This window comes from Nocardioides mesophilus (assembly GCF_014395785.1).
Taxonomy (GTDB): Bacteria; Actinomycetota; Actinomycetes; order Propionibacteriales; family Nocardioidaceae; genus Nocardioides_B; species Nocardioides_B mesophilus.
Map to the genome: position 1 here is coordinate 1,095,280 of NZ_CP060713.1, position 22,028 is coordinate 1,117,307.

The 22,028-nt window shown below is 73.3% G+C and carries 20 protein-coding genes; 2 read left to right on the plus strand and 18 right to left on the minus strand.

Annotated elements, in window-relative coordinates:
• Positions 1-110: 110 nt before the first annotated feature.
• Together H9L09_RS05185 and H9L09_RS05190 are read right to left on the minus strand one after the other, a co-directional pair.
• A complete protein-coding gene (locus tag H9L09_RS05185) occupies positions 111-1,316 on the minus strand; it encodes a DUF4031 domain-containing protein (RefSeq protein WP_187579646.1) in 1,206 nt (401 codons plus the stop codon).
• On the minus strand, positions 1,313-2,095 hold the full coding sequence (locus tag H9L09_RS05190; RefSeq protein WP_187579647.1) for a copper homeostasis protein CutC: 783 nt from the start codon (positions 2,093-2,095) through the stop codon (positions 1,313-1,315). The genes H9L09_RS05185 and H9L09_RS05190 overlap by 4 nt, the downstream gene beginning before the upstream one ends.
• A gap of 1 nt (position 2,096) precedes the next feature.
• Between H9L09_RS05190 and H9L09_RS05195 the strand changes: the two genes are divergently transcribed.
• Positions 2,097-2,459: a hypothetical protein gene (locus H9L09_RS05195; protein ID WP_246456288.1), complete on the plus strand. Its 363-nt coding sequence runs from the start codon at positions 2,097-2,099 to the stop codon at positions 2,457-2,459.
• Here the strand turns inward: H9L09_RS05195 and H9L09_RS05200 are convergent.
• From H9L09_RS05200 to H9L09_RS05270, 15 genes are all read right to left on the minus strand, one after another.
• On the minus strand, positions 2,449-3,324 hold the full coding sequence (locus H9L09_RS05200) for a DUF6281 family protein (protein WP_187579649.1): 876 nt from the start codon (positions 3,322-3,324) through the stop codon (positions 2,449-2,451). The genes H9L09_RS05195 and H9L09_RS05200 overlap by 11 nt on opposite strands.
• Positions 3,317-3,829, minus strand: a complete 513-nt coding sequence (locus H9L09_RS05205; protein ID WP_187579650.1) for a SigE family RNA polymerase sigma factor — start codon at positions 3,827-3,829, stop codon at positions 3,317-3,319. The genes H9L09_RS05200 and H9L09_RS05205 overlap by 8 nt, the downstream gene beginning before the upstream one ends.
• 162 nt (positions 3,830-3,991) lie before the next feature.
• The gene (locus tag H9L09_RS05210; protein WP_187579651.1) at positions 3,992-4,753 is read right to left on the minus strand and encodes an SRPBCC family protein; all 762 of its coding nucleotides are present in this window, start codon (positions 4,751-4,753) and stop codon (positions 3,992-3,994) included.
• A gap of 7 nt (positions 4,754-4,760) precedes the next feature.
• On the minus strand, positions 4,761-5,615 hold the full coding sequence (locus H9L09_RS05215) for an FAD binding domain-containing protein (RefSeq protein ID WP_187579652.1): 855 nt from the start codon (positions 5,613-5,615) through the stop codon (positions 4,761-4,763).
• Complete coding sequence (locus tag H9L09_RS05220; protein WP_187579653.1) at positions 5,612-8,116, minus strand: xanthine dehydrogenase family protein molybdopterin-binding subunit; 2,505 nt, start codon at positions 8,114-8,116, stop codon at positions 5,612-5,614. Before H9L09_RS05220 ends, H9L09_RS05215 begins: the two co-directional genes overlap by 4 nt.
• On the minus strand, positions 8,113-8,589 hold the full coding sequence (locus H9L09_RS05225; protein WP_187579654.1) for a (2Fe-2S)-binding protein: 477 nt from the start codon (positions 8,587-8,589) through the stop codon (positions 8,113-8,115). The genes H9L09_RS05220 and H9L09_RS05225 overlap by 4 nt, the downstream gene beginning before the upstream one ends.
• Before the next feature lie 75 nt (positions 8,590-8,664).
• The gene (locus H9L09_RS05230) at positions 8,665-9,957 is read right to left on the minus strand and encodes a GAF domain-containing protein (protein ID WP_187579655.1); all 1,293 of its coding nucleotides are present in this window, start codon (positions 9,955-9,957) and stop codon (positions 8,665-8,667) included.
• 88 nt (positions 9,958-10,045) lie between these two features.
• Positions 10,046-11,071 carry an XdhC family protein gene (locus H9L09_RS05235; RefSeq protein WP_246456289.1) on the minus strand — a complete coding sequence of 342 codons (1,026 nt, stop codon included), beginning with the start codon at positions 11,069-11,071 and terminating at the stop codon, positions 10,046-10,048.
• 102 nt (positions 11,072-11,173) lie between these two features.
• Complete coding sequence (locus tag H9L09_RS05240; protein WP_187579656.1) at positions 11,174-12,313, minus strand: vWA domain-containing protein; 1,140 nt, start codon at positions 12,311-12,313, stop codon at positions 11,174-11,176.
• Positions 12,313-13,233: an AAA family ATPase gene (locus tag H9L09_RS05245; protein ID WP_187579657.1), complete on the minus strand. Its 921-nt coding sequence runs from the start codon at positions 13,231-13,233 to the stop codon at positions 12,313-12,315. The genes H9L09_RS05240 and H9L09_RS05245 overlap by 1 nt, the downstream gene beginning before the upstream one ends.
• Before the next feature lie 46 nt (positions 13,234-13,279).
• Positions 13,280-13,891, minus strand: a complete 612-nt coding sequence (locus H9L09_RS05250) for a nucleotidyltransferase family protein (RefSeq protein WP_246456290.1) — start codon at positions 13,889-13,891, stop codon at positions 13,280-13,282.
• Entirely contained in the window at positions 13,888-15,024 is a 1,137-nt protein-coding gene (locus tag H9L09_RS05255) for a dipeptidase (RefSeq protein WP_187579658.1), read from the minus strand. The genes H9L09_RS05250 and H9L09_RS05255 overlap by 4 nt, the downstream gene beginning before the upstream one ends.
• A complete protein-coding gene (locus H9L09_RS22390) occupies positions 15,021-15,770 on the minus strand; it encodes a GntR family transcriptional regulator (protein ID WP_187579659.1) in 750 nt (249 codons plus the stop codon). Before H9L09_RS22390 ends, H9L09_RS05255 begins: the two co-directional genes overlap by 4 nt.
• Before the next feature lie 100 nt (positions 15,771-15,870).
• Positions 15,871-18,417 (minus strand): ABC transporter permease, encoded by a 2,547-nt coding sequence (locus tag H9L09_RS05265; RefSeq protein WP_187579660.1) that lies wholly within the window; start codon positions 18,415-18,417, stop codon positions 15,871-15,873.
• The gene (locus tag H9L09_RS05270) at positions 18,417-19,205 is read right to left on the minus strand and encodes an ABC transporter ATP-binding protein (RefSeq protein ID WP_187579661.1); all 789 of its coding nucleotides are present in this window, start codon (positions 19,203-19,205) and stop codon (positions 18,417-18,419) included. The genes H9L09_RS05265 and H9L09_RS05270 overlap by 1 nt, the downstream gene beginning before the upstream one ends.
• 232 nt (positions 19,206-19,437) lie before the next feature.
• Here H9L09_RS05270 and H9L09_RS05275 point away from each other — a divergent pair, with 232 nt between their 5' ends.
• Positions 19,438-20,106 (plus strand): alpha-ketoglutarate-dependent dioxygenase AlkB, encoded by a 669-nt coding sequence (locus H9L09_RS05275; RefSeq protein ID WP_187579662.1) that lies wholly within the window; start codon positions 19,438-19,440, stop codon positions 20,104-20,106.
• 87 nt (positions 20,107-20,193) lie between these two features.
• Here H9L09_RS05275 and groL read toward each other — a convergent pair whose 3' ends face one another.
• Positions 20,194-21,822 carry a chaperonin GroEL gene (gene groL, locus H9L09_RS05280; RefSeq protein ID WP_187579663.1) on the minus strand — a complete coding sequence of 543 codons (1,629 nt, stop codon included), beginning with the start codon at positions 21,820-21,822 and terminating at the stop codon, positions 20,194-20,196.
• Between the last annotated feature and the right edge of the window lie 206 nt (positions 21,823-22,028).

A 22,028-nucleotide genomic window follows, 5' to 3' on the forward strand; every position in this document is an offset into this window, starting at 1 on the left:
AGCATCCCTCGAGTGGCGCGCGACATGGCAGACGCCTCCCTTCCCGGGCCAAGCCTAGGAAGGGATGTCCGAATAGTCCTCGTTTCGGGGAAACCGTGAGGTGGGTCGGCTCACGCCAGCGCCGGGTAGCGCAGCCTCAGTGACCCGGTCGCGCCGGTGCCGTCGAGGGTGGCCGGGACCCCGAGCGGCAGGGCCAGGTTGCGGGGGCCGTGCCCGACCGGGGCGCCGGCCAGCACCGGGACGCCGAGCGGGGCGAGCCGGTCGGCGAGCATGCTCCGCACCGCCGCAGGGTCGTCGCCCTCGGTGAAGTCCCCGAGCAGCACCCCCCGGCACCCGGCGAACCAGCCGGAGCGGAGCAGGTGGGTGACCATCCGGTCCAGCCGGTAGGTCTCCTCGGCGACGTCCTCGAGCACTACCACCGAGCCGGCCGCGCCGTGCGATTCCGCGGTGCCGACCGTGCTGGTGAGCAGGGCGAGGTTGCCGCCGACCAGCACGCCCTCGGCACGGCCCGGGTGCAGCACCTCCAGCGGCTCCGGGAACGGCGAGAGCAACCGCTCCGGCTCGGTGAGCAGCAGCCGCAGCTGCGCCCGGGAGGAGTCGTCGCCGGAACCGAGGCTGGTCACGACCGGCCCGTGCACCGAGGACCAGCCCAGCCGGGCGGCGAGCGCCTGGTGCAGCGCGGTGACGTCGGAGAACCCCACGAGCACCTTGGGGCCGACCCGGGCCACCGCGGCCCAGTCCACCAGGTCCAGCATCCGCTGGACGCCGTAGCCGCCCCGGGCACAGACGACCCCGCGCACGCCCGGGTCGAGCAGCGCCGCCTGCAGGTCCGCGGCGCGGTGCTCGTCGGCGGCGGCGAGGTAGTCGAGGTGCTGGTCCCGGCCGAGCACGTGCGACCCGGCCCGGACCTCGAAGCCCCAGCCCTCGAGCACCGCGACGCCGGCGGCGAGCCGGTCCGCGGGGACCGGGCCCGCGGGCGCGACCACGGCCAGCCGGTCGCCGGGCTCGAGCCGGGGCGCCCGGAGCAGGGCGACGCCCGGCGCGGTCGGCCGGAGCGCCCCGCGCTGGCGACGCCGCAGCCCCGCCGCCCGCAGCCGGTCGATCAGCTCGCGGCTGCTGGCCGGCGTCGCCCCGGCGGCCACCACGTCGTGGTAGCGCTCGGCGGGCACGTCGTAGTGGTCGCCGTCGAAGCCGCGACGCGGCACCCCCAGGCCGGCCGCGAACCGGTGCAGCTCGGCGAAGGTCCAGTCGCTGGCCAGGTGCGACCACATCCGGCCGTGCCCGGGGGCGTTCGGCGGGTCGATGAGCAGCGTCACCCGGCGGACCTGCCGGCCTCGAGCCGTTCGACGTGGGCCACCGCGTCGTCGACCAGCATCCGCCAGGACCGGACGTGGCCGGCGTCGACGTACGCCTTCTGCCACGAGCCGCCGGGCCGGACGGAGGTCGCCACCTGGAACTGCCGGATCCCGGCCCGGACCAGCCAGGGCACGTGCTCGCCGCGCAGCCCGCCGGACGCCATCACCAGCGCCGCCACCCCGGGCGAGGCCGCGGCCCGCGCGGTGAGGTCGTCGAGGCCGCTGTCGAGGCCGAGCACCGAGCCGGCGGTGAGGACGGCGTCCAGGCCGGGCAGCCGGCTCACCTCGCGCCAGGCGCGCGCAGTCTCCAGGGCGTCGTCGAAGACCCGGTGGAAGGTCCACGGCAGCCCGGGCAGCTGCCCGGCGAGGTGCGCGCAGACCTCGACGTCGACCTCGAGCTGGTCGTCGAGGAAGCCGAAGGCGACGCCCTCCGCCCCGACCGAGCGGTAGCTCTCGGCCAGCCCGACCAGCCGCACCAGCTCCGCGCCGGTGGTCGTCGAGGAGGAGCTGAGCCGCAGCACCACCCGGACCGGCAGCTCGGTCTCCCTGCACACCGACGAGACCAGGGCCGGCTCCGGGGAGGTGCCGCCGAGCTCCGGATCGGCCAGCAGCAGCACCCGGTCGGCGCCGCCCTCGTCGGCGCCAGGCACGTCGCGCGGGTGCAGCACGACGACCTCCAGCAGCGGTGCCCGGTGCGGACGGGGCTGGTCGGTCTGGGGCGGCGTGCTCACAATGGACATCGTGACATCCGACGACGCCCGACCCGACGCTCTGCTCTCCGCCCGAGCCCTCGTGTTGCACGACCTCGAGATCACCGGCGCCGCGAACGCCGAGTCGGTCTCGGCGCTCGAGGCGGCGGTGACCACCCGGCGGTGGTGGACCTCGCAGTGGGAGGAGGGCCGCACCTACGTCGCCGGCCTGGTCGCCCAGGACGTCCAGGACGCCCTGCTCGACCAGGCCGGGAGGTGGCCGCTGTGCCACGCCTGCGACGAGCTGGACCCGCACGCGCTGTACATCCACCCCGAGCTCGGCGGCCCGGACCCGACCTGGGTCTGCGAGCACTCCGGCATCGCCGTGGCGCCGCTCGGAGGGCTCACCCGCTGACCCGCTCGAGCGCGGTGGCCACGAACGCCGGACCGTCACAGGTCACGGTGAGCCGGAGCGGAGCGCCCCGCTGCAGCATCGCCACCACGTCGTCGGCCGGGGGTACGTCGACCCCCCGCGGCAGCCGGACCGGCAGCGTGACGGCGGCGAACGCCGGCGGCACGACCGGCGACGGTCCCTGCACCACGACGGTGATCCGGGCCGGCGCGCGCACGTCGCCGTCGAAGCGGACCTTCGCGCGCTGCTCGACCCCGGTCCACGCACCGGTCAGGGTGAGCGGCGCGTCCAGGTCGCAGCGCACGGCCTGTCGGGCCCGGGTCAGGAACTCGGGCGCCGTCTTCGCCTCCTCGTCGATCCACACCTGTCCGTCGGACAGGACCGCGACCCCGGGGTCGACCCCCGGCACGGCCCGCACGGTCGACTCGTAGGTCTCGGCCGCGCCGCCGCCGTCGTCGCAGCCCGGGTGCACGCCGGTGCCCAGGACCTTCCCGGGGCGCAGCTCGGCCCCCTCCCCCAGGCTGCCGTCGCCGAGGTAGCGGTGGCCGGCGAAGTCCAGCAGCGCGACGCACTTGGCCTCGCCGGTCCCGCCCGGGTCCGGCGGTCCGGTGAGCAGCGGGACGGCGACGGCCACCGACGCCGCGACCAGGCCGGCGCCCACGAGGCCGACGGTCAGTCGCCGGCTCCTGGGCCGGCGACCGGGCCCGCGCCCGTGCCGGCTGCCGTGCGGCGCACCTGCCGGCTCCGGGGTGGGTGGCTGCGCGAGGACGGCACCGGGGGCGAAACCGGGAGCCGTCGCGGCGGCCTGGTGCAACCGCCGGCGCAGCAGCTGCTCCACCTCGGCGGTGGAGCGGTCGGTCTCAGGCATCGTCGTCCTCCTCGTGCCCCGCCCAGGTCAGGTCGGCGCGCAGCGTGGCGAGGGCGCGAGCCACCAGGCTGCGCACCGTCGCCTGCCGGCAGCCGAGCACCTCGGCGATCTGCTGGTCCGGGCAGTCCTCGTAGTAGCGGAGCACCACCGCGGCGCGCTGCCGCGACGAGAGCCTGGCCATCGCGCCCCAGAGCGCGTCGCGGTCCTCCACGACCGTGCTCGCCGGCGGCGCCTCCAGCGGCGCCCGGCCGGACCGGGTCAGCGCCCGCAGGTGGGCCGCCGCCCTTCGGCCGCCACTGCGGTGCAGGTTGACCAGCGACCGCCGCGCGAACGCCTCCGGGTTGTCGATGCCGTCCAGCCCCCGCTTCGTCAGTTGCAGCAGCACCGTCTGCACCAGGTCCTGGGCGTCGTGCGCCGACCCCGTGAGCAGGTAGGCGAAACGCGTCAGCGCCTGCCCGTCCGCCGCGGCGTAGCCCGCGAGATCACCCGGCGGCGACCCGCTCACGCCCACTTCCCCGATGACGTCCACACCCCTTCGACGCACGAGCGGCCGAACTTGTTGCACCAGTGTCGGGCCCCGGTGCTCCGCAGCCGGCCGGACACGGCGACGGCCCCGTCCCCACCTGCGCGGTGGGGCGGGGCCGTCGTCGGGACTGCCCGGGGTCGCTCAGCGTCTGCGCAACCACCGGACCAGGACCGCCAGCACGACGAGCGCGGCGAGCCCCTGCTTCCAGTACGCCTTCGCCAGCACCGGGAGCACCGTCGCGCCGAGGTTGAGCGCGTCGTCGCCCTGGTGCTGCACCGGCACCCGGCGGGTCGCCGTCGGGACCTCGGCCACGCCGAGCGGCGGCGCGGTCGTCTCCGCACCGGGTGCCGCCCCGTCGGCGCTCGGAGCGGCTGCGGTGGGACCCGGGACGGTGGCCGGCCCGGGGGCTCCCGCGGCCGCCGTACCCTCCGCCGGCACCTCCTCGGGAGCCGCGCCCACGGTGCGCTCCAGGCAGTCGACGAACTGCTGGAGCAGCTTGTCGCTGACGTCCTGGATCACGCCGCGCCCGAACTGGGCGGGCTTGCCGGTGATGGACAGGTCGGTGACCACCACGATCTCGGTGGCATCGCCACTGGCCACGACGACCTCGGCGAACGAGGCCGTCACGGTGGCGCCGGCCGTCCCGTTGCCGCGCTTGTCCTTGCCCTTGGCCTCGACGACGAAGCGGTGGGCCGCCTCGTCCTTCTCCAGGAACGAGCCGGTGCCGGCGTACACCAGCGCGATCGGCCCGAGCTTGACCTTGCAGGTGCCCTTGAAGTCGTCGCCGGCGACCTCGGTGACGGTCGCCCCCGGGAAGCAGCCCGCCACCGACTCGATGTCGTTGAAGGCCGCCCAGGTCGTGTCCAGGCTCGCCGGGACGGTGAACCGATGGGTCAGGTCCACGCCGCGATCACGCTCCCGCAGCCGCGAGCACGGCCCGCCGGGTGAGCACGGTCGCGAGGTGCCGGCGGTAGTCGGCGTCGCCGTTGAGGTCCGAGGGCGGGTGGGTGCCCTCGGCGGCCGACGCAGCTGCCGCGCGTACGGCCTCGTCGGTGGCCTGCTGGCCGACCAGCGCCTGCTCCACCGCCCGGGCCCGCAGCGGCGTGGAGCCCATGTTGGTCAGGCCGACCCGGGCCTCGGCGATCGTGCTGCCCTCGAGCCGGACCGCCGCCGCGACCGCGACGATCGGCCACTGGTGCGCGACGCGCACGAACTTCTCGTAGTGCGCCCCCCACCCGGACCGCTTCGGGAGCCGGACCTCGGTGAGGATCTCGTCCTCGGCGAGCGCGGTGGTGAACAGGTCGACGAAGAAGTCCTCCGCCGACACGGTCCGGGTGCCGCCCTGGCCGGCGATGACGAACTCCGCGTCCAGCGCGAGCGCCGGGGCGCCGAGGTCGCCGGCCGGGTCGGCGTGCGCGAGCGCGCCGCCGAACGTGCCCCGGTGCCGCACCTGTGGGTCGGCGACCTCGGCCACCGCCTTGCTGATCAGCAGCGCGTGCTCGCGGACCAGCGGGTCGGTCTGCACCTCGCTGTGCGGGGTCATCGCGCCGATGACGATCGCGTCGCCGTCGTCGCGGATCCCGCGCAGCGACTCGATCCTGCCCAGGTCGATGACGAGCTCCGGCGCGTTGAGCCGCATCCGCAGCACCGGCATCAGGCTCTGGCCGCCGGCCATGATCTTGGCCTCGTCGCCGCCCTCGGCGAGCGCCGACAGCGCCTCCTCGACGGTCGCGGGGGCCACGTAGTCGAACTTGGCGGGGATCACTGGTCGGCTCCTTCTCCGGCGCCTGCGGCACCGGCGCTGCGGTCGGCTACGTCCTGCTCGTCGAAGTGCGGTGCCGCCCCACCCGGGGTCGGCGTCGCGCCGCCCGCGTCCTTGCTGTGGATGGCCTTGTAGATCCGCGCGGGAGTGCACGGCATCTGTACGTCGTTGACGCCGAAGTGCCGGATCGCGTCGACGACCGCGTTGACCACGGCCGGGGTCGAGGCGATGCAGCCGGCCTCCCCGACGCCCTTGGTGCCGAGCGTGTTGCTCGTCGCGGGGGACGTGGTGTGCGCGGTGTCGAAGCTGATCGTGTCGGCGGCGGTCGGCACGAGGTAGTCCACGAACGACGCGGACACCAAGGTGCCCGACTCGTCGTGCACGGCCTCCTCCCACAGCGCCTGGGCGATCCCCTGGACGAGTCCGCCGTGCACCTGCCCCTCGACGATGAGCGGGTTGACGATGTTGCCGATGTCGTCGACGGCGACGTACTTGCGCATCTTCACGCCGCCGGTCTCGGTGTCGATCTCCACCGCGCACAGGTGCGTGCCGTGCGGGAAGGAGAAGTTCACCGGGTCGAAGGTCGCCTCGGAGTCCAGCGACGGCTCCACGCCGTCGGGCAGGTTGTGCGCGGCGAACGCGGCGAGCGCGATCTCACCGATCGCCAGGCCCTTGTCAGTGCCCTTGACGGTGAACCGGCCGCCGGAGAACTCCACGTCGTCGGCCGAGGCCTCGAGCAGGTGGGCCGCGATCGGCTTGGCCTTCTCGATCACCTTGTCGGCGGCGCGTATCAGCGCCTCGCCCCCGACCACCAGCGACCGGGAGCCGTAGGTGTCCATGCCCTTGTGGGAGATCTGGGTGTCGCCGTGCAGCACCTCGACGTCCTCGAACGCGACGCCGAGCCGGTCCGCGACGATCTGCGACCAGGCCGTCTCGTGGCCCTGGCCGTGCGGGGAGACGCCGGTGACGACCTCGACCTTGCCGGTGGGCAGCATGCGGATCGCTGCGTTCTCCCAGCCGCCGGCGCCGTAGTTCAGCGAGCCGAGCACCCGGGAGGGAGCCAGGCCGCACATCTCGGTGAAGGTCGAGATGCCGAGCCCGAGCTGCACCGGGTCGTTTGCCTCGCGGCGCCGCTTCTGCTCGGCGCGGAGCTCGTCGTAGCCGAACATCTCCTTCGCCTTGGCGGTGGCGGCCTCGTAGTTGCCGGAGTCGTACTCCAGGCCGCACACCGAGGTGAACGGGAACTCCTCGTGCTTGATCCAGTTCTTCTCGCGGATCTCCAACGGGTCGACGCCGACCTCGACGGCCAGCTCGTCCATCAGCCGCTCGATCGCGAACGTCGCCTCCGGCCGGCCGGCGCCGCGGTAGGCGTCGGTCAGCGTCTTGTTGGTGTAGAGGTTCGTGCAGTTGAACTGGTACGCCGGGAACTTGTAGATCGCGTTGAACATGAACGCGCCGAGGATCGGGACCCCGCCGCCGACCGTGCCGGCGTACGCGCCGAGGTCGGCGAGCAGGTCGACCTTCAGCGCGGTGACGGTGCCGTCCTTGGTGGCGGCCAGCGTCAGCGTCTGCCACTGGTCACGACCGTGGTGGGCGGCCATCAGGGACTCGGAGCGGGTCTCGGTGAACTTGCAGGGCTTGCCGGTGCGCCGCGAGGCGAGGACGGTGATGACCTCCTCGGGGACGAACTGGAGCTTGCCGCCGAAGCCGCCGCCGACGTCGGGGGCGATGACCCGGATCTTGCTCTCGGGGATGCCCAGCACCACAGCGAGGAAGAACCGGGTGACGTGCGGGATCTGGGTCGAGGACCACAGCGTCAGCTGCTCCCCGGTCGGGTCGCTCACGAACGAGCGCGGCTCCATGAAGGCGGGGATCAGCCGCTGCTGGCGGTACTCCCGCTCTATCACGATGCCGTTGGCCCGGGCCTCCTCGATGGCCGCGTCCACGCCGCTGCCGGTGCCGGCGTTCTCGGAGTCGAACTGCCAGAACGCGGACTTGTTGGTGCCCAGGTCGGGATGGGCGAGGACCGTGTCCTTCGCCGCCTCCTTGAGGTCGAGGGCCGCGGGCAGCTCCTCGTAGTCGACGTCGACGAGCTCGGCGGCGTCACGGGCCTCGGCGGCGGAACGGGCGACCACGACCGCGACGATCTCGCCGGCGAACGCGACCCGGTCGACCGCGATCGAGGGGTGCACGGGCGACTTCTGGTCCGGCGTGATGTTCCACGCGGTCGGCAGCCCGCCCTGCTCGTCGGCGACGTCGGCCCCGGTGATCACCGTGACCACGTTGGTGGCGGCCAGCGCCTCGGAGGTGTCGACGGAGAGGATCTTGGCGTGCGCGTAGGGGCTGCGCACCATCGCCAGGTGCAGCATGCCGGGCAGCTGGATGTTGTCGGTCCACTTGGTGCGACCGGTGATCAGCCGCTGGTCCTCCTTGCGGCGGCGGGCCTTGCCGACCTCGGCGGTGGGCGCGCCGTCCTGCTCGGTGCGGTCGTCGGTCATCGTCATGACGTCGCCCCCGCGCTCGACCCGGCGGCGCTCTGCACGGCCTTCACGATGTTGTGGTAGCCGGTGCACCGGCACAGGTTGCCCTCGAGACCCACCCGGATCTCCTCCTCGGAGGGGTGCGGGTTGTCGTTGAGCAGGTCGATCGACTGCATGATCATGCCCGGCGTGCAGTAGCCGCACTGCAGGGCGTGGCACTCGTGGAACGCCTTCTGCACCGGGTGCAGCTCGCCGTCGTGGGCCAGGCCCTCGACGGTGGTGACCTCGTGCCCGTCGGCCTGGACGGCCAGCATGTTGCAGGACTTCACGCTCTTGCCGTCGAGGTGGACGGTGCAGGCGCCGCAGTTGCTGGTGTCGCAGCCCACCACGGTGCCCACCTTGCCGAGGCGTTCACGCAGGTAGTGGACGAGAAGCATGCGTGGCTCGACGTCGTCGGTGTACGACGCCCCGTCGACGGTGACGTTGATCTGGGTCATGTAGCGGCGCTCCCTGAGGGTCCGGTCAGTGTGACGGAGCCGACACTAGGGAGTCAGGGTTGGCGGAAGGTTGGCTCAGCCCCCGGAGGCGGCGAGCCGGCCCTTCAGCAGCGCCCGGGCCGGGTGCCGGTCCTCCCCCAGCGCGGCCAGCGCCACCTCGATCACCTCGGTGTCGTAGGGCGCGAGCGCGGTGTAGCGGATCACCGCGTGCGGCTGCGGGTCGGCCAGCAGCGCCTCGCGCACGGCGACGGCGACGTAGTCGGCGAGCTCGGCGAGCGCCGGCGAGTTGGTGCCGGGGAAGAGGTCGCCGCCGTACGCCTCGACCGCGGCCGCCACCTGCCCGCGGCCGATCAGGTCCAGGACCGTGTCGACGTCGGTGCGCGCGGCCAGCGTGAGCCGGTAGGGCCGCGAGGCCAGCCGGCCGCCCAGGGCCGAGCGCAGGTGCGAGACCTCCGCCTTCAGCGTGGACAGGGTGACCGCCTTCTCGCCGTAGACCAGCGCGTGCAGCTGCTCCAGCGAGAGTCCCTCCGGGTGCAGCGCGAGCAGCGCGAGGATCTCGGTCTGCCGGCGGTTCAGCAGCAGCCGCCTGCCGTCGAGGCGGGCCTCGGCGGTGCCGAGCAGGGTCAGGCTCAGACCCGGGGACTCCGTGGCCGGGGCGGGCGACGGCGACACCGCGGAGGCGGGCCGTCCCGCCGGCGTCGCGCCCGCCGGGCCGGCGCTCCAGCCGACCGCCGTCGTCGGCAGGGCGTTCTCGATGAGCCGGGCCATCACCCGCGCGGTCGCCAGCCCGATGGGGTGGGTGCGGTCCCAGGTGGTGGAGAGGTCGATGACGCCGAGCAGCTGCCCGGTCAGCGGGTCGTGCACCGGCGCGGCCCAGCACACCCAGTTGTGCACGATCGGGGCGTAGTGCTCGGCGCTGAAGACCATCGAGGCCCGGTCGGTGCGCAGCGCCAGGTCGAGCGCGTTGGTGCCGACGCTGGACTCGTCCCAGCGGCCGCCCGCGACGAAGTTGACCGTCTCCGCCTTGCGGCGCATCACCCGGCCGCCGTACGTCCACAGGATCCGGGTGTCGGGGTCGGTGACCGCGACGACGAGGTCGCCGTCCTCGGCGGTCCGGCGCAGCTCGTCCTCGATGCGTGCGACCGCCACCTGCAGCGGGGACCCGTTCCAGAACGCGGTGGTGTCGGACTCGTCGGCCAGCGGGGCCTCGGTGACGTCGCGTCGGACCGCGACGCCGGAGCGCTCCCAGCTGCGCAGGATCTCCGGGCGCACCATCGCCGCGAGCGCGTCGCCCTGCTCGACGAAGGCGGTCCAGGCGCGCACGGCATCGAGCCGCCGGCCGTGCAGCTGCTCGCGTGATCGGTTCATGCGCTCCCCAGGTGGGTGTGTCCGCCGTCACGCTAGCCGAGGGCTGGTGATCGGCATACGGGAAACCTCGGGTGCCGGTATCGCCGGGTCAGTGGTGGATCCGGTCCTCCAGCTCCGAGAGCCGCTCGCCACGGCCGCCCCACTGCAGCGCGATGATCTCCGCGGCGATGCTCACCGCGGTCTCCTCGGGGGTCCGGGCCCCCAGGTCCAGGCCGATCGGTGAGGAGAGCCGGGCCAGCTCGGCGTCGGTCAGCCCGGCCTCGACCAGCCGCTCCAGCCGGTCCTCGTGCGTGCGGCGCGACCCCATCGCACCGACGTACCCGACCTCGGGCAGGCGCAGCGCGACCTCGAGCAGCGGGACGTCGAACTTCGGGTCGTGGGTGAGGACGCACAGCACGGTACGGCGGTCGATCCGGCCGGCCTCGGCCTCCGCCCGGAGGTACTTGTGCGGCCAGGTCACCACGACCTCGTCGGCCGCCGGGAAGCGCGAGTTCGTCGCGAACACCGGCCGGGCGTCGCAGACGGTCACGTGGTAGCCGAGGAAGTTGCCGATCCGGGCGACCGCGGCCGCGAAGTCGATGGCGCCGAAGACCAGCATCCGCGGCGGCGGCGCGAACGCCCAGACGAACACCCGCATGCCCTCGCCGCGCCGCTCCCCCTCGGGGCCGTAGGTGAGCGTCTGGTGGTGCCCGGCGGCGAGCAGCCCGCGTACGTCGTCGACCACGGCGGCGTCCGCACGCTCGCTGCCGAGCGACCCCTCGACCTCCGGGGCGCCGTCGGCGGGCGTCACGGGGCGGACCACCACCCGGGCGCCGATCCGGGCCGGGTCGGGGTGCTCGACGACGGTGGCCACCGCGACCGGCCGGCCGGCCTCGATGTCGTCGGCGACGCGCCCCAGCCAGGGGAAGGTCTGCTGGCTCACCTTCTCCACGAAGACGTCGAGGATCCCCCCGCAGGTGAGCCCGACCGCGAAGGCGTCGTCGTCGCTGACGCCGTACCGCTTCAGCACCGGCTCGCCGCTGCCGACCACCTCCTGCCCGAGGTCGTAGACGGCACCCTCGACGCAGCCGCCGGAGACGGAGCCGACCGCCTCGCCGGCGGGGCCGACCAGCATGCTGGCGCCCGGCGGCCGGGGGCGGAGCGGAACGTCGCGATCACCGTCCCCATGCCGACGGTCTCGCCGGCGCGCCACCAGCGCATCAGCTCGGGAAGCACCTCACGCATGGGCCACCACCTCGATCAGGTCCTCGAACGTCGCCAGCGAGTGACCGGCGACGAAGTCGTCAACGTGGGCGAGCGACGCCACGATTCCCGCCTGCACCGGCTGGTAGCCGGCCTTGCCGACGTGCGGGTTCACCCAGACCACCCGGTGGGCCAGCGAGTGCAGCCGGCGCATCTGCTCGCCGAGCAGCGTGGTGTCGCCGCGCTCCCAGCCGTCGCTGAAGATCACGACCACCGCGCCGCGGGCCAGCCCGCGCTGGCCCCACCGGTCGAGGAAGATCTGCAGCGTCTCGCCGAGCCGGGTGCCGCCGGACCAGTCCGGCACCGTCTCGCCGGCCGCCACGATCGCCCGCTCCGGGTCCCGCAGTCCCATCGCCCGGGTGATCCGGGTCAGCCGGGTGCCGACGGTGAACGTCTCGACCCGTCCCTTGGCACCCTGGTCGCGGGCGGCCGAGCTGAACCGGTGCGCGAGCCGCAGCAAGGCGTCGGCGTACGGGCTCATCGAGCCGGACACGTCCAGCAGCAGCACCACCCGGCGCGGCCGCTGGGTGCGGCGTCGCCAGGCGATCTCGGCCGGCTCGCCCATCCGGGACAGCATCAGCCGCAGGGTCCGGTCGGCGTCGACCCGACCCCGGTGCCAGGGCAGCTGCCGGTGCGCCCGGCGCATCGGGGTGCGCGGGCGCAGGGTCTCGAAGAGCGCGGCCAGCCGGCCCTTGTCCAGCGGGCTCATCCCGTCGATGTCGCGGTGCCGCAGCACCTCGTTGCCGCTGGCGGTGGCCCGCAGCGGGTCGGTGTCGTCCTCCTCGCCGGCACCTCCCCGGTCGGTCTCCTCGAGGGCGGCCTGGGCGACGGGCGGCCGCTCGGGCGGGCGGCTCTTCTCGCCGGGCCGGTCCTTGCCCTGGAACCAGGCGGTGAAGACCTGGTCGAACCGGTCGAGGTCGTCGGGCCCGGAGCAGAGCGTGGCGCGGCCGGCCCAGTACGTCGCCCGCTGGTCGCCGAGGTCGACGAGGGCGGTCGCCCGCAGGAAGGTCTGGGCGCGGTCCATCGTGACCGGCACACCGGCGGCGCGCAGCGCCCGGGCGAAGCCGAGCAGCAGCTCGTCCGGCGCGTGCACCAGCTCGGCGGCGCGTTCCATCAGGCCAGCATCCGGTCCAGGGCCTGACGGACCCGCTGGGCGTCCTCGCGGTACTTCACGACCGCGCCGAGCGTGGCGGCGGCCGCGGCGACGTCGAGCTGCTCGGTGCCCAGCCGGTGCAGCGCCCGGGCCCAGTCGAGCGTCTCGGCGACGCCCGGCGGCTTGAGCAGCGCCTCGCCGTCGCGCAGCCGCTGCACCACCCGCACCACCTGCTCGGCGAGCGTCTGCGACACCTCGGGGGCCCGGGTCCGGACGATCTGCACCTCACGGTCCAGCCCGGGGTGCTCCACCCAGTGGTAGAGGCAGCGCCGCTTGAGCGCGTCGTGGATCTCGCGGGTCCGGTTCGAGGTCAGGAACACCACCGGCGGGGTGGCCGCGGTGATCGTGCCGAGCTCGGGGATGCTCACCTGGTAGGTCGAGAGCACCTCGAGCAGGAACGCCTCGAACTCGTCGTCGGCGCGGTCCACCTCGTCGACGAGCAGCACCGCGGGAGCCTCGCGCAGCGCCTGCAGCACCGGCCGGGCGAGCAGGAACCGCTCGTCGAACAGCGAGGACTCGGCCTGCGCCACGTTCGTCGCGGTCCCCGCGGCCTCCAGCGCGCGCAGGTGCAGGATCTGGCGCGGGAAGTCCCAGTCGTAGAGAGCCTGGGTCGCGTCGATGCCCTCGTAGCACTGCAGCCGGATCAGCGGGATCTCCAGGGCCGCCGCCACGGCCTCGGCCAGGGCGGTCTTGCCGGTGCCCGGCTCCCCCTCGAGCAGCAGCGGTCGCTGCATGTGCAGCGCGAGCCAGACGATGGTGGCGAGCGACTCGTCGGCGAGGTAGCCGGTCGCCCCCAGTCGCCGGACCAGGTCCGCGACGTCCTCGGGGACGTGCACGGAGCCGTCCGGCTCGGCCTGCGTGGGGGTGGGGCTCGCGGTCATGCTGGTGAGAGTACCCACGGCCGCCCACCCCGGGTCCCGGTCCGCGTCAGGCCAGGTCGCCGGGACGGTCCACGTCGCGGCCGGTGGCCAGGTCCCCGCACTCCACGAGCCGCACCGGCCGCTGCGCCAGGTAGTCGCGGGCGCCGCGGTCCCCGCGGGCGGCCTCCGCGATGCCCGCCCAGTGCGCCCGGCCCAGCAGCACCGGGTGCCCCGGCTCGCCGCCGTACGCCGCCCGGGCCAGCGTGTCCGCGCCGGCCCCGCCGGCGAGGAGCCGTCCGACCACGTCCGCGGTGACGTCCGGCAGGTCGACCAGGGTGACCAGGACCGCGACCGGGCCGCCTGCCTGCCCGGCACCGAGGGCGGCGAGCCCCTGGCGCAGCGACGCCCCCATCCCTTCGTCCCAGTCGCCGGCACGGACCACGGTGACGGCGGGGTCGCCGGTCCAGCCGGCCTCGTCGAGCAGCGCCACCGCCTCGTCGGCGGCGGCGCCGAGCACCACCGTGACGCTCGCGCAGCCGCCCTCCAGCAGCAGCCCGACCGCCCGGTCGAGGAACGGCACGCCGCGGGCGTCGCGCAGCTGCGCCTTGGGCAGCCCCATCCGGCGCCCGGCGCCCGCGGCGAGCAGCAGCCCGGCGACCTCCCGGCCGGCAGCGCTCACGCGCCGACCCGTCCGGACGCCGCGGCGGCGGCCACGCCCTCCATGTCCCGCAGCGCGCGCAGCACGTTGCCGGACCCGAGCTGCGCCAGCTCCGGCTCGGACCAGCCGCGTCCGCGCAGCTCCTCGAACAGCAGCGGGTAGCCGGAGACGTCCTCCAGCCCCGCCGGGAAGCCGCTGGCACCGTCGTAGTCGCCGCCGAGCCCGACGTGCTCCAGGCCGGCCACCTCCCGCACGTGCTCCACGTGGTCGGCCACCGCGGCGACCGGCGGCGGGGGCGGCGCGAGGTGGCGGCGCTCGTCGAGGACCGGGTCGACGTGCTCGAACCGGCGCGGGTCCAGGCCCCGGGAGGCGACCACGTCGAGCGCCTCGAAGAACCAGTCGGCCCAGGCCTGGCTGACGAAGAACGACACGAAGCTCACCATGGCGACGCCGCCGTTGCCGGCCAGCGAGACCAGGACGTCGTCGGGGACGTTGCGCGGATGGTCGGTCACCGCCCGCGCGGAGCTGTGGCTGAAGATCACCGGCGCCGTCGTGGTCGCCAGCGCGTCGCGCATCACCGCGTCGGAGACGTGCGAGAGGTCCACGAACATGCCGAGCCGGTTCATCTCGGCGACGACGTCGCGGCCGAACGCCGACAGGCCGCCGAGCACCGGGGCGTCGGTGGCGGAGTCGGCCCACGGGGTGTTCTCGTTGTGCGTCAGCGTCAGGTAGCGGGCGCCGCGGCGGTGCATCTCGCGCAGCACCTCGAGCGAGGAGTCGATCGAGTGGCCGCCCTCCATGCCGATCAGCGAGGCCACCCGCCCCGAGGCCACGGCCGCCTCCACCTGCGCGGCGCTGGTGCACAGCGCCAGGTCGTCGGGGAAGGACGCGGCGAGCGCGTGCACGAAGTCGATCTGCTCGTGCGTCGCGCGTACGGCGGCCTCGCCGGTCAGCGAGCAGGGCACGAACACGGACCAGAACTGGCCGCTCACCCCACCGCTGCGCAGCCGGGGCAGGTCGGTCTGCAGCCGCGGCTCACCGGTGCCCAGCGACAGCGCCGAGAGGTCGTAGCCGCAGAGCTCGCGCACCGCCCAGGGCAGGTCGTTGTGGCCGTCCAGGACGCCGATCCGGGCCGGTCGGGAGGGAGCGGTCATGCGTTGCGGGTGACCGGCTGGTTGGGCCGCGAGAGCGGCACCCACAGCGTGTAGCGGTCGGCGCGGAAGGTGGAGCGGGAGACCTCGATGGCGATGTTGCCGGCGAAGGCGCGGCGGGCGATCCGCAGCACCGGACCGCCGGGCGTGATGCCGAGCAGCTCGGCCTCCTCGGGCCGGGCCGCGGTGGCGTCGACCGAGTCCTCGCCCCAGGTGGGCAGCAGGTCGCGCCGCTGCAGCTCGGCGTAGAGGCTCTCCGGCAGCGGCTGCTCGAGGAAGTTGGGCACGATGCTGTCGGCGAGGTAAGCGTCCTCGATGCACATCGGGGTGCCGTCGGCGAGCCGGAGCCGCTGCCAGTGCACGACCTTGTCGCCCTCCTCGATCTCGAGGGCACGGGCGACGCCCGGTCCGGCGGCCTCCATCCGGGCCAGCAGCGTGCGGGAGCCGGGGGCCATGCCGCGCCGGCCCATCTCCTCGGTGTAGCTGGACAGCCGCACCTGGACGTCGATCTTCGCGCGGGCCACGAAGGTGCCGCGCCCGGGCACGCGCTCGAGGAGTCCCTCGGAGACCAGGGCGTCGAGGGCCTGCCGCACCGTCATCCGGGCAACCCCGAAGTGCTGCACCAGCTCGCGCTCGGACGGCGCGGGGCTGCCCGGCTCGGCACCCTGGATCAGCCCACGGACGTACTCGCGGACCTGCACGTGCTTGTGGACCTGTCGAGGTCGCTCCGGCGTCGTCACGTCGGCCATCGCACCTCCCCTCGGCCTCGTCCTGCTCACCATAGCCAATCGGCGAGCACCTGCGTCGTGATGATCGACACGAGGCCGAGGGGGCGGGGCGACTTGCCCCCTATTCGGTGGCGATGGCCTGCAGCACGTCGAGCCGCGCGGCCCGGCGGGCCGGCAGGACCGCGGCCAGCACCCCGACCAGGCCGGCCGCGACGACGTACAGCAGCAGCTGCCAGCCGGGCACCACCAGGACCTCGAGGCCGTCGTCGCGCAGCGACGACATCAGCGCGACGCCGAAGACGATGCCCATGCCCACGCCGAGGACCGCACCGAGGACCGCGATCACCACGGCCTCGAGACGGATCATCCGGCGCAGCTGGGCGCGGCTCAGCCCGATCGCGCGCAGCAGGCCGACCTCCCGGGTCCGCTCGATCACCGACAGGGCGAGCGTGTTGACGATGCCGAGCACCGCGATCACCAGCGCCAGCCCGAGCAGGGCGTAGATGATCGTGAGCAGCTGGTCGATGGGCGCCCGCTGCTCCTCGGCGAACCCGGCCTGGTCCTTGACGGTCACCGTCGGCAGGTCGGCGGTCTGCTCCTCGATGGCGCGCTGCACCGCGAAGGCGTCGACGTTGTCCTTCAGGCCCACCAGCAGGTAGTTGTCGGCCGGCGCGAAGTCGGCGTTCTCGAGGGTCTTCAGCGTGGTGGTGAACGGCAGGAACAGCAGCGGGCTGTTGGAGTCGTAGATGCCGGTGACCTCCAGCCGCTCCTTGCCCGAGGGCAGCTTCAGCGTCACGGTGTCGCCGATCGCGAGGTCGTCGTCGGCGGCGCGCGACTCGCTGACCATCACGGTGCCGTCGCGCAGGTCCTCCACCGACCCCGAGACCATGCCCACGTCGGCGACCCGCTCCAGCGTCTTCGGCTCGATCCCCATCAGGCCCTGCCCGCCGCCGTCGAAGGAGGCGTTGGCGTAGCGCAGCCGGCTCACCACGGCGACCCCGTCGGTCTTGGCGATCCGGTCGGCGATCGTGGTGGAGAACGGCACGCCGACCACGTTGGAGACGACCAGGTCGGCGAAGAAGTTCTCCTTCACCGTCTGGTCGACGCTGGCCTTGGCCGAGGAGCCGAGGATCGACATCGTGGTGACCAGCGCCAGGCCGATCATCAGCGCCGAGGCGGTGGCGGCGGTGCGCCGCGGGTTGCGCAGCGCGTTCTGCCCGGCGAGGTTCCCCACCGTCCCGTAGACCCGGCGGTAGAGCACCGCGCCGGACGCCACCACGGGGCGGCTGATCACCGGCGCCGCGGCCGCGACGCCGAGCAGCACCGCGAGGATCCCGCCGCCGACCCACCAGCCCGGCCGGGGCACGTCGGCGTACAGCCCGGCGAGCATGGCGCCGGCGCCGGCCACGATCAGCACCGCGCCGAACAGCAGCCGCCGGCGCAGCGAGGACTCGGGCATCGCCACGTCGTCGCGCAGCGCGGCCACCGGCGCGATCCGCGCCGAGCGACGGGCGGGGACGTACGCCGCGGCCACCGTCACGAGCACCCCGACGACGTACGCCGCCAGCACCGTCCGCGGGGCGAAGACCAGCGACTGGCCGGACAGGTCGAGGCCGAAGGTCGCGAACAGCGTCCGGATGCCCATGGCCAGCAGCACGCCGAGGCCGAGGCCGATCGTGGCGCCGACGAAGCCGAGCACCACCGCCTCGAACAGCACCGAGCGGGTGACCTGGCGACGGGACGCGCCCAGGGCGCGCAGCAGCGCCAGCTCGCGGCTGCGCTGCGCGACCAGGATCGAGAAGGTGTTGACGATCAGGAAGCTGCCGACCACCAGCGAGATGCCGGCGAAGATCAGCAGGAACGTGCTGATGAAGGAGATCGCCTGCACCAGGTCGCTGGCGGACTCGTCGGCGGCCTTGTCCCCGGTGACCGCTTCGAAGCCGGCGGGCAGCCGGGCAGCCACGTTGTCGCGCAGCTCCGCCTGGCTGATCCCGTCGGCGGTCACCCAGGCGTCGTTGTAGACGTCCTTGCCGTCGACGAAGAGCTTCTGGGCGGTCGCGGTGTCGAAGATCGTGATCGTCGCGCCGTTGGTCGAGGCGCCGTCCCCGAAGCTGGCCGTGCCGACCAGGGTGGGTCGCAGCACCGGCTGCTTCCCCGAGGTGACGAGCTGGACGGTGTCGCCGATCAGGTAGCCGGCCTGCTCGGCGGTGCTCTCGTCGAGGACCACCTGCTTCGGGCCGGTGGGCTCGTGGCCGGCGGTGATCTCCAGCCCCTCGAGACCGTGCGCGGCCGGGGCGTCATTCCAGTTCAGGCCGATGCCGGGGGCGCCCTGCCCGCCGATGACCTTGCCGTCCTTGCCGACGACGAAGACGCCGAAGGAGGTCACGTTGCCGTCGGCGCGGGCCGCCCCGTCCACGGAGGCGAGGTCCTGCACCAGGGAGGCGGGAAGGGTCTTGGTGGTCGGGGTGCCGTCGTCGCTGCTGCCGCCGACCGGGCGGACGACCACGTCGCCGACCGAGGAGGCGAAGATCGCGTCGAAGGAGCGGGCGAGGGTGTCGGTGAAGATCATCGAGCCGGCCACGAACGCGACGCCGAGGACGATGGCGAACGTGCTCATGAGCAGGCGCAGCTTGCGCCCGAGCAGGCTCTTCCAGGCAGCTTTCAGCATCAGCGCTGCTCCGCCGGGTCGGTGGCCGCGCGGTCGAGCTGCCGGGCGTCCATGTGCGCCATCCGGGCCAGCACGGTCTCGCGGTCGGGGTGGCGCAGCTCGTCGACGACCTTGCCGTCGGCGAGGAAGACCACCCGGTCGGTGTAGGCGGCCGCGACCGGGTCGTGGGTGACCATCACGATCGTCTGGCCGAACTCGTCGACGGAGCGGCGCAGCAGGGTCAGCACCTCGGCGCCGGAGCGGGAGTCGAGGTTGCCGGTGGGCTCGTCGGCGAAGACGATCGAGGGACGGCTGGCCAGGGCCCGGGCGACGGCGACGCGCTGCTGCTGGCCGCCGGAGAGGGCGTTGGGCCGGTGGTCGAGCCGGTCGCGCAGCCCGACGGTGTCGATGACGGTGGCGTACCAGTCGGGGTCCGGCTTGCGCCCCGCGATCGACAGCGGCAGCAGGATGTTCTCCTCCGCGGTCAGGGTCGGCACCAGGTTGAAGGACTGGAAGACGAAGCCGATCTGGTCGCGCCGCAGCCGGGTCAGCTCCTTGTCCTTGAGCCGGGAGATCTCGGTCTCGCCGACGAAGACCGACCCGCTGGTCGCGGTGTCCAGCGCGGCGCAGCAGTGCATCAGGGTGGACTTGCCCGAGCCGGAGGGGCCCATGACAGCGGTGAACTCGCCGCGGTGCAGGTCGAGGGTGACGCCGTCGAGCGCACGCACCTCGGCCTGGCCGGAGCCGTAGATCTTGGTCAGGTTCAGCACGCGGGCCGCGTGGGTCTGGGTGAGGGTCTGCTCGGTCACGATGAGGTTCTGCCTTTCAGGGGTTCTCGGCGGGGCGCGGCGTCGGGCTCGTCGCCGCGGTTCTCCGTCACCCCCGAACCTAGGAGGTGGGTGGTGGCCTCCGACACCGGTTTACCGACTACTTCACCCCTGGTTCGTCCCTGGTTCGACCCTGACCGGACGAATACGACACCCTGGGTCTCATTCGCGCCGCTCCTAGAACACCTGTTCGAAGAGGCGTAGGCTGCCGGCCATGAGCGTGGACTTCCAGGCGTCCCTCTTCGACGACCTGCTCGGCGAGCCGGCGGCACCGGTCGGCGGCGCGCCGGCCGGGTTCGGCGACCTCGCCGCCGGCCTGCTGCGGCACCGGCTGGGCGCCGGCGCCTGGGTGGACGTGCGACCCGGCTGGGTCCGCGGGGCCGACGAGCTGTTCGCCCGGCTGGTGCGCGAGGTGCCGTGGCGGGCGGAGCGCCGGCAGATGTACGACCGGGTCGTCGACGTACCCCGGCTGCTGAAGTTCTACGACGCCCACGAGCCGCTGCCCGACCCGGTGCTCGCGCAGGCCCGCGAGCGGCTCAGCGCGCACTACGCCGAGGAGCTGGGCGAGCCGTTCACGACCGCGGGCCTCTGCTACTACCGCGACGGGCGCGACAGCGTCACCTGGCACGGCGACCGGATCGGGCGCAGCAACCGCCACGACACCATGGTCGCGATCGTCTCCCTCGGCGACGCGCGCCGGCTCTCGCTGCGGCCGCGGCCAGGCCACGCCACCGGCGAGCCGGTCTCGTTCCTGGTCGGGCACGGCGACCTGCTGGTGATGGGCGGCTCGTGCCAGCGCACCTGGGAGCACGCCGTCCTCAAGAGCACCCGCCCGGTCGGCCCCCGGGTCAGCATCCAGTTCCGCCCGCACAACGTCCGCTGACGAACGACAGGAGGCCCCGACCAGCCGGTCGGGGCCTCCTGCTTGCTGCGGGTGCTGCGGGTGCTGTGGTGCGGGGTGGGGCTGGACTCAGAAGTCCATGCCGCCCATGCCGCCGTCGCCGCCCGGCATGCCGGCCGGAGCCTTCTCCGGCTTGTCGGCCACGACGGCCTCGGTGGTGAGGAACAGCGCCGCGATCGAGGCTGCGTTCTGCAGCGCCGAGCGGGTCACCTTGGCGGGGTCGATGATGCCGGTGGCGATCATGTCGACGTACTCGCCGGTGGCAGCGTTCAGACCGTGACCGGCCTTCAGGTTGCGCACCTTCTCCGCCACGACGCCACCCTCGAGACCGGCGTTGATCGCGATCTGCTTCAGCGGGGCCTCGGAGGCGAAGCGCACGATCTGCGCCCCGGTGGCCTCGTCCCCCTCGAGGTCGAGCTTCTCGAACGCCTTGTCGGTGGCCTGGACGAGCGCCACGCCACCTCCGGCGACGATGCCCTCCTCGACGGCCGCCTTCGCGTTGCGAACGGCGTCCTCGATGCGGTGCTTGCGCTCCTTGAGCTCGACCTCGGTGGCCGCGCCGACCTTGATGACCGCAACACCGCCGGCCAGCTTGGCCAGGCGCTCCTGCAGCTTCTCGCGGTCGTAGTCGGAGTCGCTCTTCTCGATCTCGGCGCGGATCTGGTTGACCCGTCCGGCGATCTGGTCGCCGTCGCCGGCGCCCTCGACGATGGTGGTCTCGTCCTTGGTCACGACGACCTTGCGGGCCTGGCCGAGGAGCTCGATGCCGGTGCTCTCGAGCTTGAGGCCGACCTCCTCGGAGATGACCTGGCCACCGGTCAGGATCGCGATGTCCTGCAGCATGGCCTTGCGGCGGTCACCGAAGCCCGGAGCCTTGACGGCCACGGACTTGAAGGTGCCACGGATCTTGTTGACCACCAGCGTGGACAGAGCCTCGCCGTCGACGTCCTCGGCGAGGATCAGCAGCGGCTTGCCGGACTGCATGACCTTCTCGAGCAGCGGCAGCAGGTCCTTGACGTTCGAGACCTTCTGGTTCGCGATGAGGATGTAGGGGTCCTCGAGGACCGTCTCCATCCGCTCCGCGTCGGTGACGAAGTAGGCCGAGATGTAGCCCTTGTCGAACCGCATCCCCTCGGTGAGCTCGAGGTCGAGGCCGAAGGTGTTCGACTCCTCGACGGTGATGACGCCTTCCTTGCCGACCTTGTCCATCGCCTCGGCGATGATCTCGCCGACGGAGGAGTCCGCGGCGGAGATGGAGGCGGTGGAGGCGATCTGCTCCTTGGTCTCGACGTCCTTGGCCATGCCGAGCAGCTGCTCGGAGACGGCCTCGACGGCGGCCTCGATGCCGCGCTTCAGCGCCATCGGGTTCGCACCCGCGGCGACGTTGCGCAGGCCCTCGCGGACCATGGCCTGGGCCAGCACGGTGGCGGTGGTGGTGCCGTCACCCGCGACGTCGTCGGTCTTCTTGGCGACCTCCTTGACGAGCTCGGCCCCGATCTTCTCGTACGGGTCCTCGAGCTCGATCTCCTTGGCGATCGAGACACCGTCGTTGGTGATGGTGGGGGCGCCCCACTTCTTCTCCAGGACGACGTTGCGACCCTTGGGGCCCAACGTCACCTTGACGGCGTCAGCCAGCGTGTTCATGCCACGCTCGAGGCCACGACGGGCCTCTTCGTTGAACGCAATAAGCTTCGGCATTCTCCGCGAATCCTCACGCGTAGATATGGATGGTCCGGTCGATGCCCGCGACGGACGGCCCCCGACTGACCGGCAGACCCTTCCTGCCGCGCCCAGGACCTCATCTTCCGGTCCGATGACTGTGCTTCTTCATGGCACTCTCACGAGGAGAGTGCTAATGACTTTTTAGCACTCGCCCCACCCGAGTGCAAGGCGGCGCGATGCGG

Coding starts and splice junctions, on each gene's coding strand:
- groL (WP_187579663.1), bottom strand. CDS start 21,822: ATGCCGAAGCTTATTGCGTTCAACGAAGAGGCCCGTCGTGGCCTCGAG.
- H9L09_RS05235 (WP_246456289.1), bottom strand. CDS start 11,071: ATGCTGGTCGGCCCCGCCGGCGAGGCGGTCGGCTCCGTCTCCGGCGGC.
- H9L09_RS05245 (WP_187579657.1), bottom strand. CDS start 13,233: ATGACCGCGAGCCCCACCCCCACGCAGGCCGAGCCGGACGGCTCCGTG.
- H9L09_RS05225 (WP_187579654.1), bottom strand. CDS start 8,589: ATGACCCAGATCAACGTCACCGTCGACGGGGCGTCGTACACCGACGAC.
- H9L09_RS05220 (WP_187579653.1), bottom strand. CDS start 8,116: ATGACGATGACCGACGACCGCACCGAGCAGGACGGCGCGCCCACCGCC.
- H9L09_RS05275 (WP_187579662.1), top strand. CDS start 19,438: ATGAGCGTGGACTTCCAGGCGTCCCTCTTCGACGACCTGCTCGGCGAG.
- H9L09_RS05190 (WP_187579647.1), bottom strand. CDS start 2,095: ATGTCCATTGTGAGCACGCCGCCCCAGACCGACCAGCCCCGTCCGCAC.
- H9L09_RS05200 (WP_187579649.1), bottom strand. CDS start 3,324: ATGCCTGAGACCGACCGCTCCACCGCCGAGGTGGAGCAGCTGCTGCGC.
- H9L09_RS05255 (WP_187579658.1), bottom strand. CDS start 15,024: ATGACCGCTCCCTCCCGACCGGCCCGGATCGGCGTCCTGGACGGCCAC.
- H9L09_RS22390 (WP_187579659.1), bottom strand. CDS start 15,770: ATGGCCGACGTGACGACGCCGGAGCGACCTCGACAGGTCCACAAGCAC.
- H9L09_RS05230 (WP_187579655.1), bottom strand. CDS start 9,957: ATGAACCGATCACGCGAGCAGCTGCACGGCCGGCGGCTCGATGCCGTG.
- H9L09_RS05240 (WP_187579656.1), bottom strand. CDS start 12,313: ATGGAACGCGCCGCCGAGCTGGTGCACGCGCCGGACGAGCTGCTGCTC.
- H9L09_RS05265 (WP_187579660.1), bottom strand. CDS start 18,417: ATGCTGAAAGCTGCCTGGAAGAGCCTGCTCGGGCGCAAGCTGCGCCTG.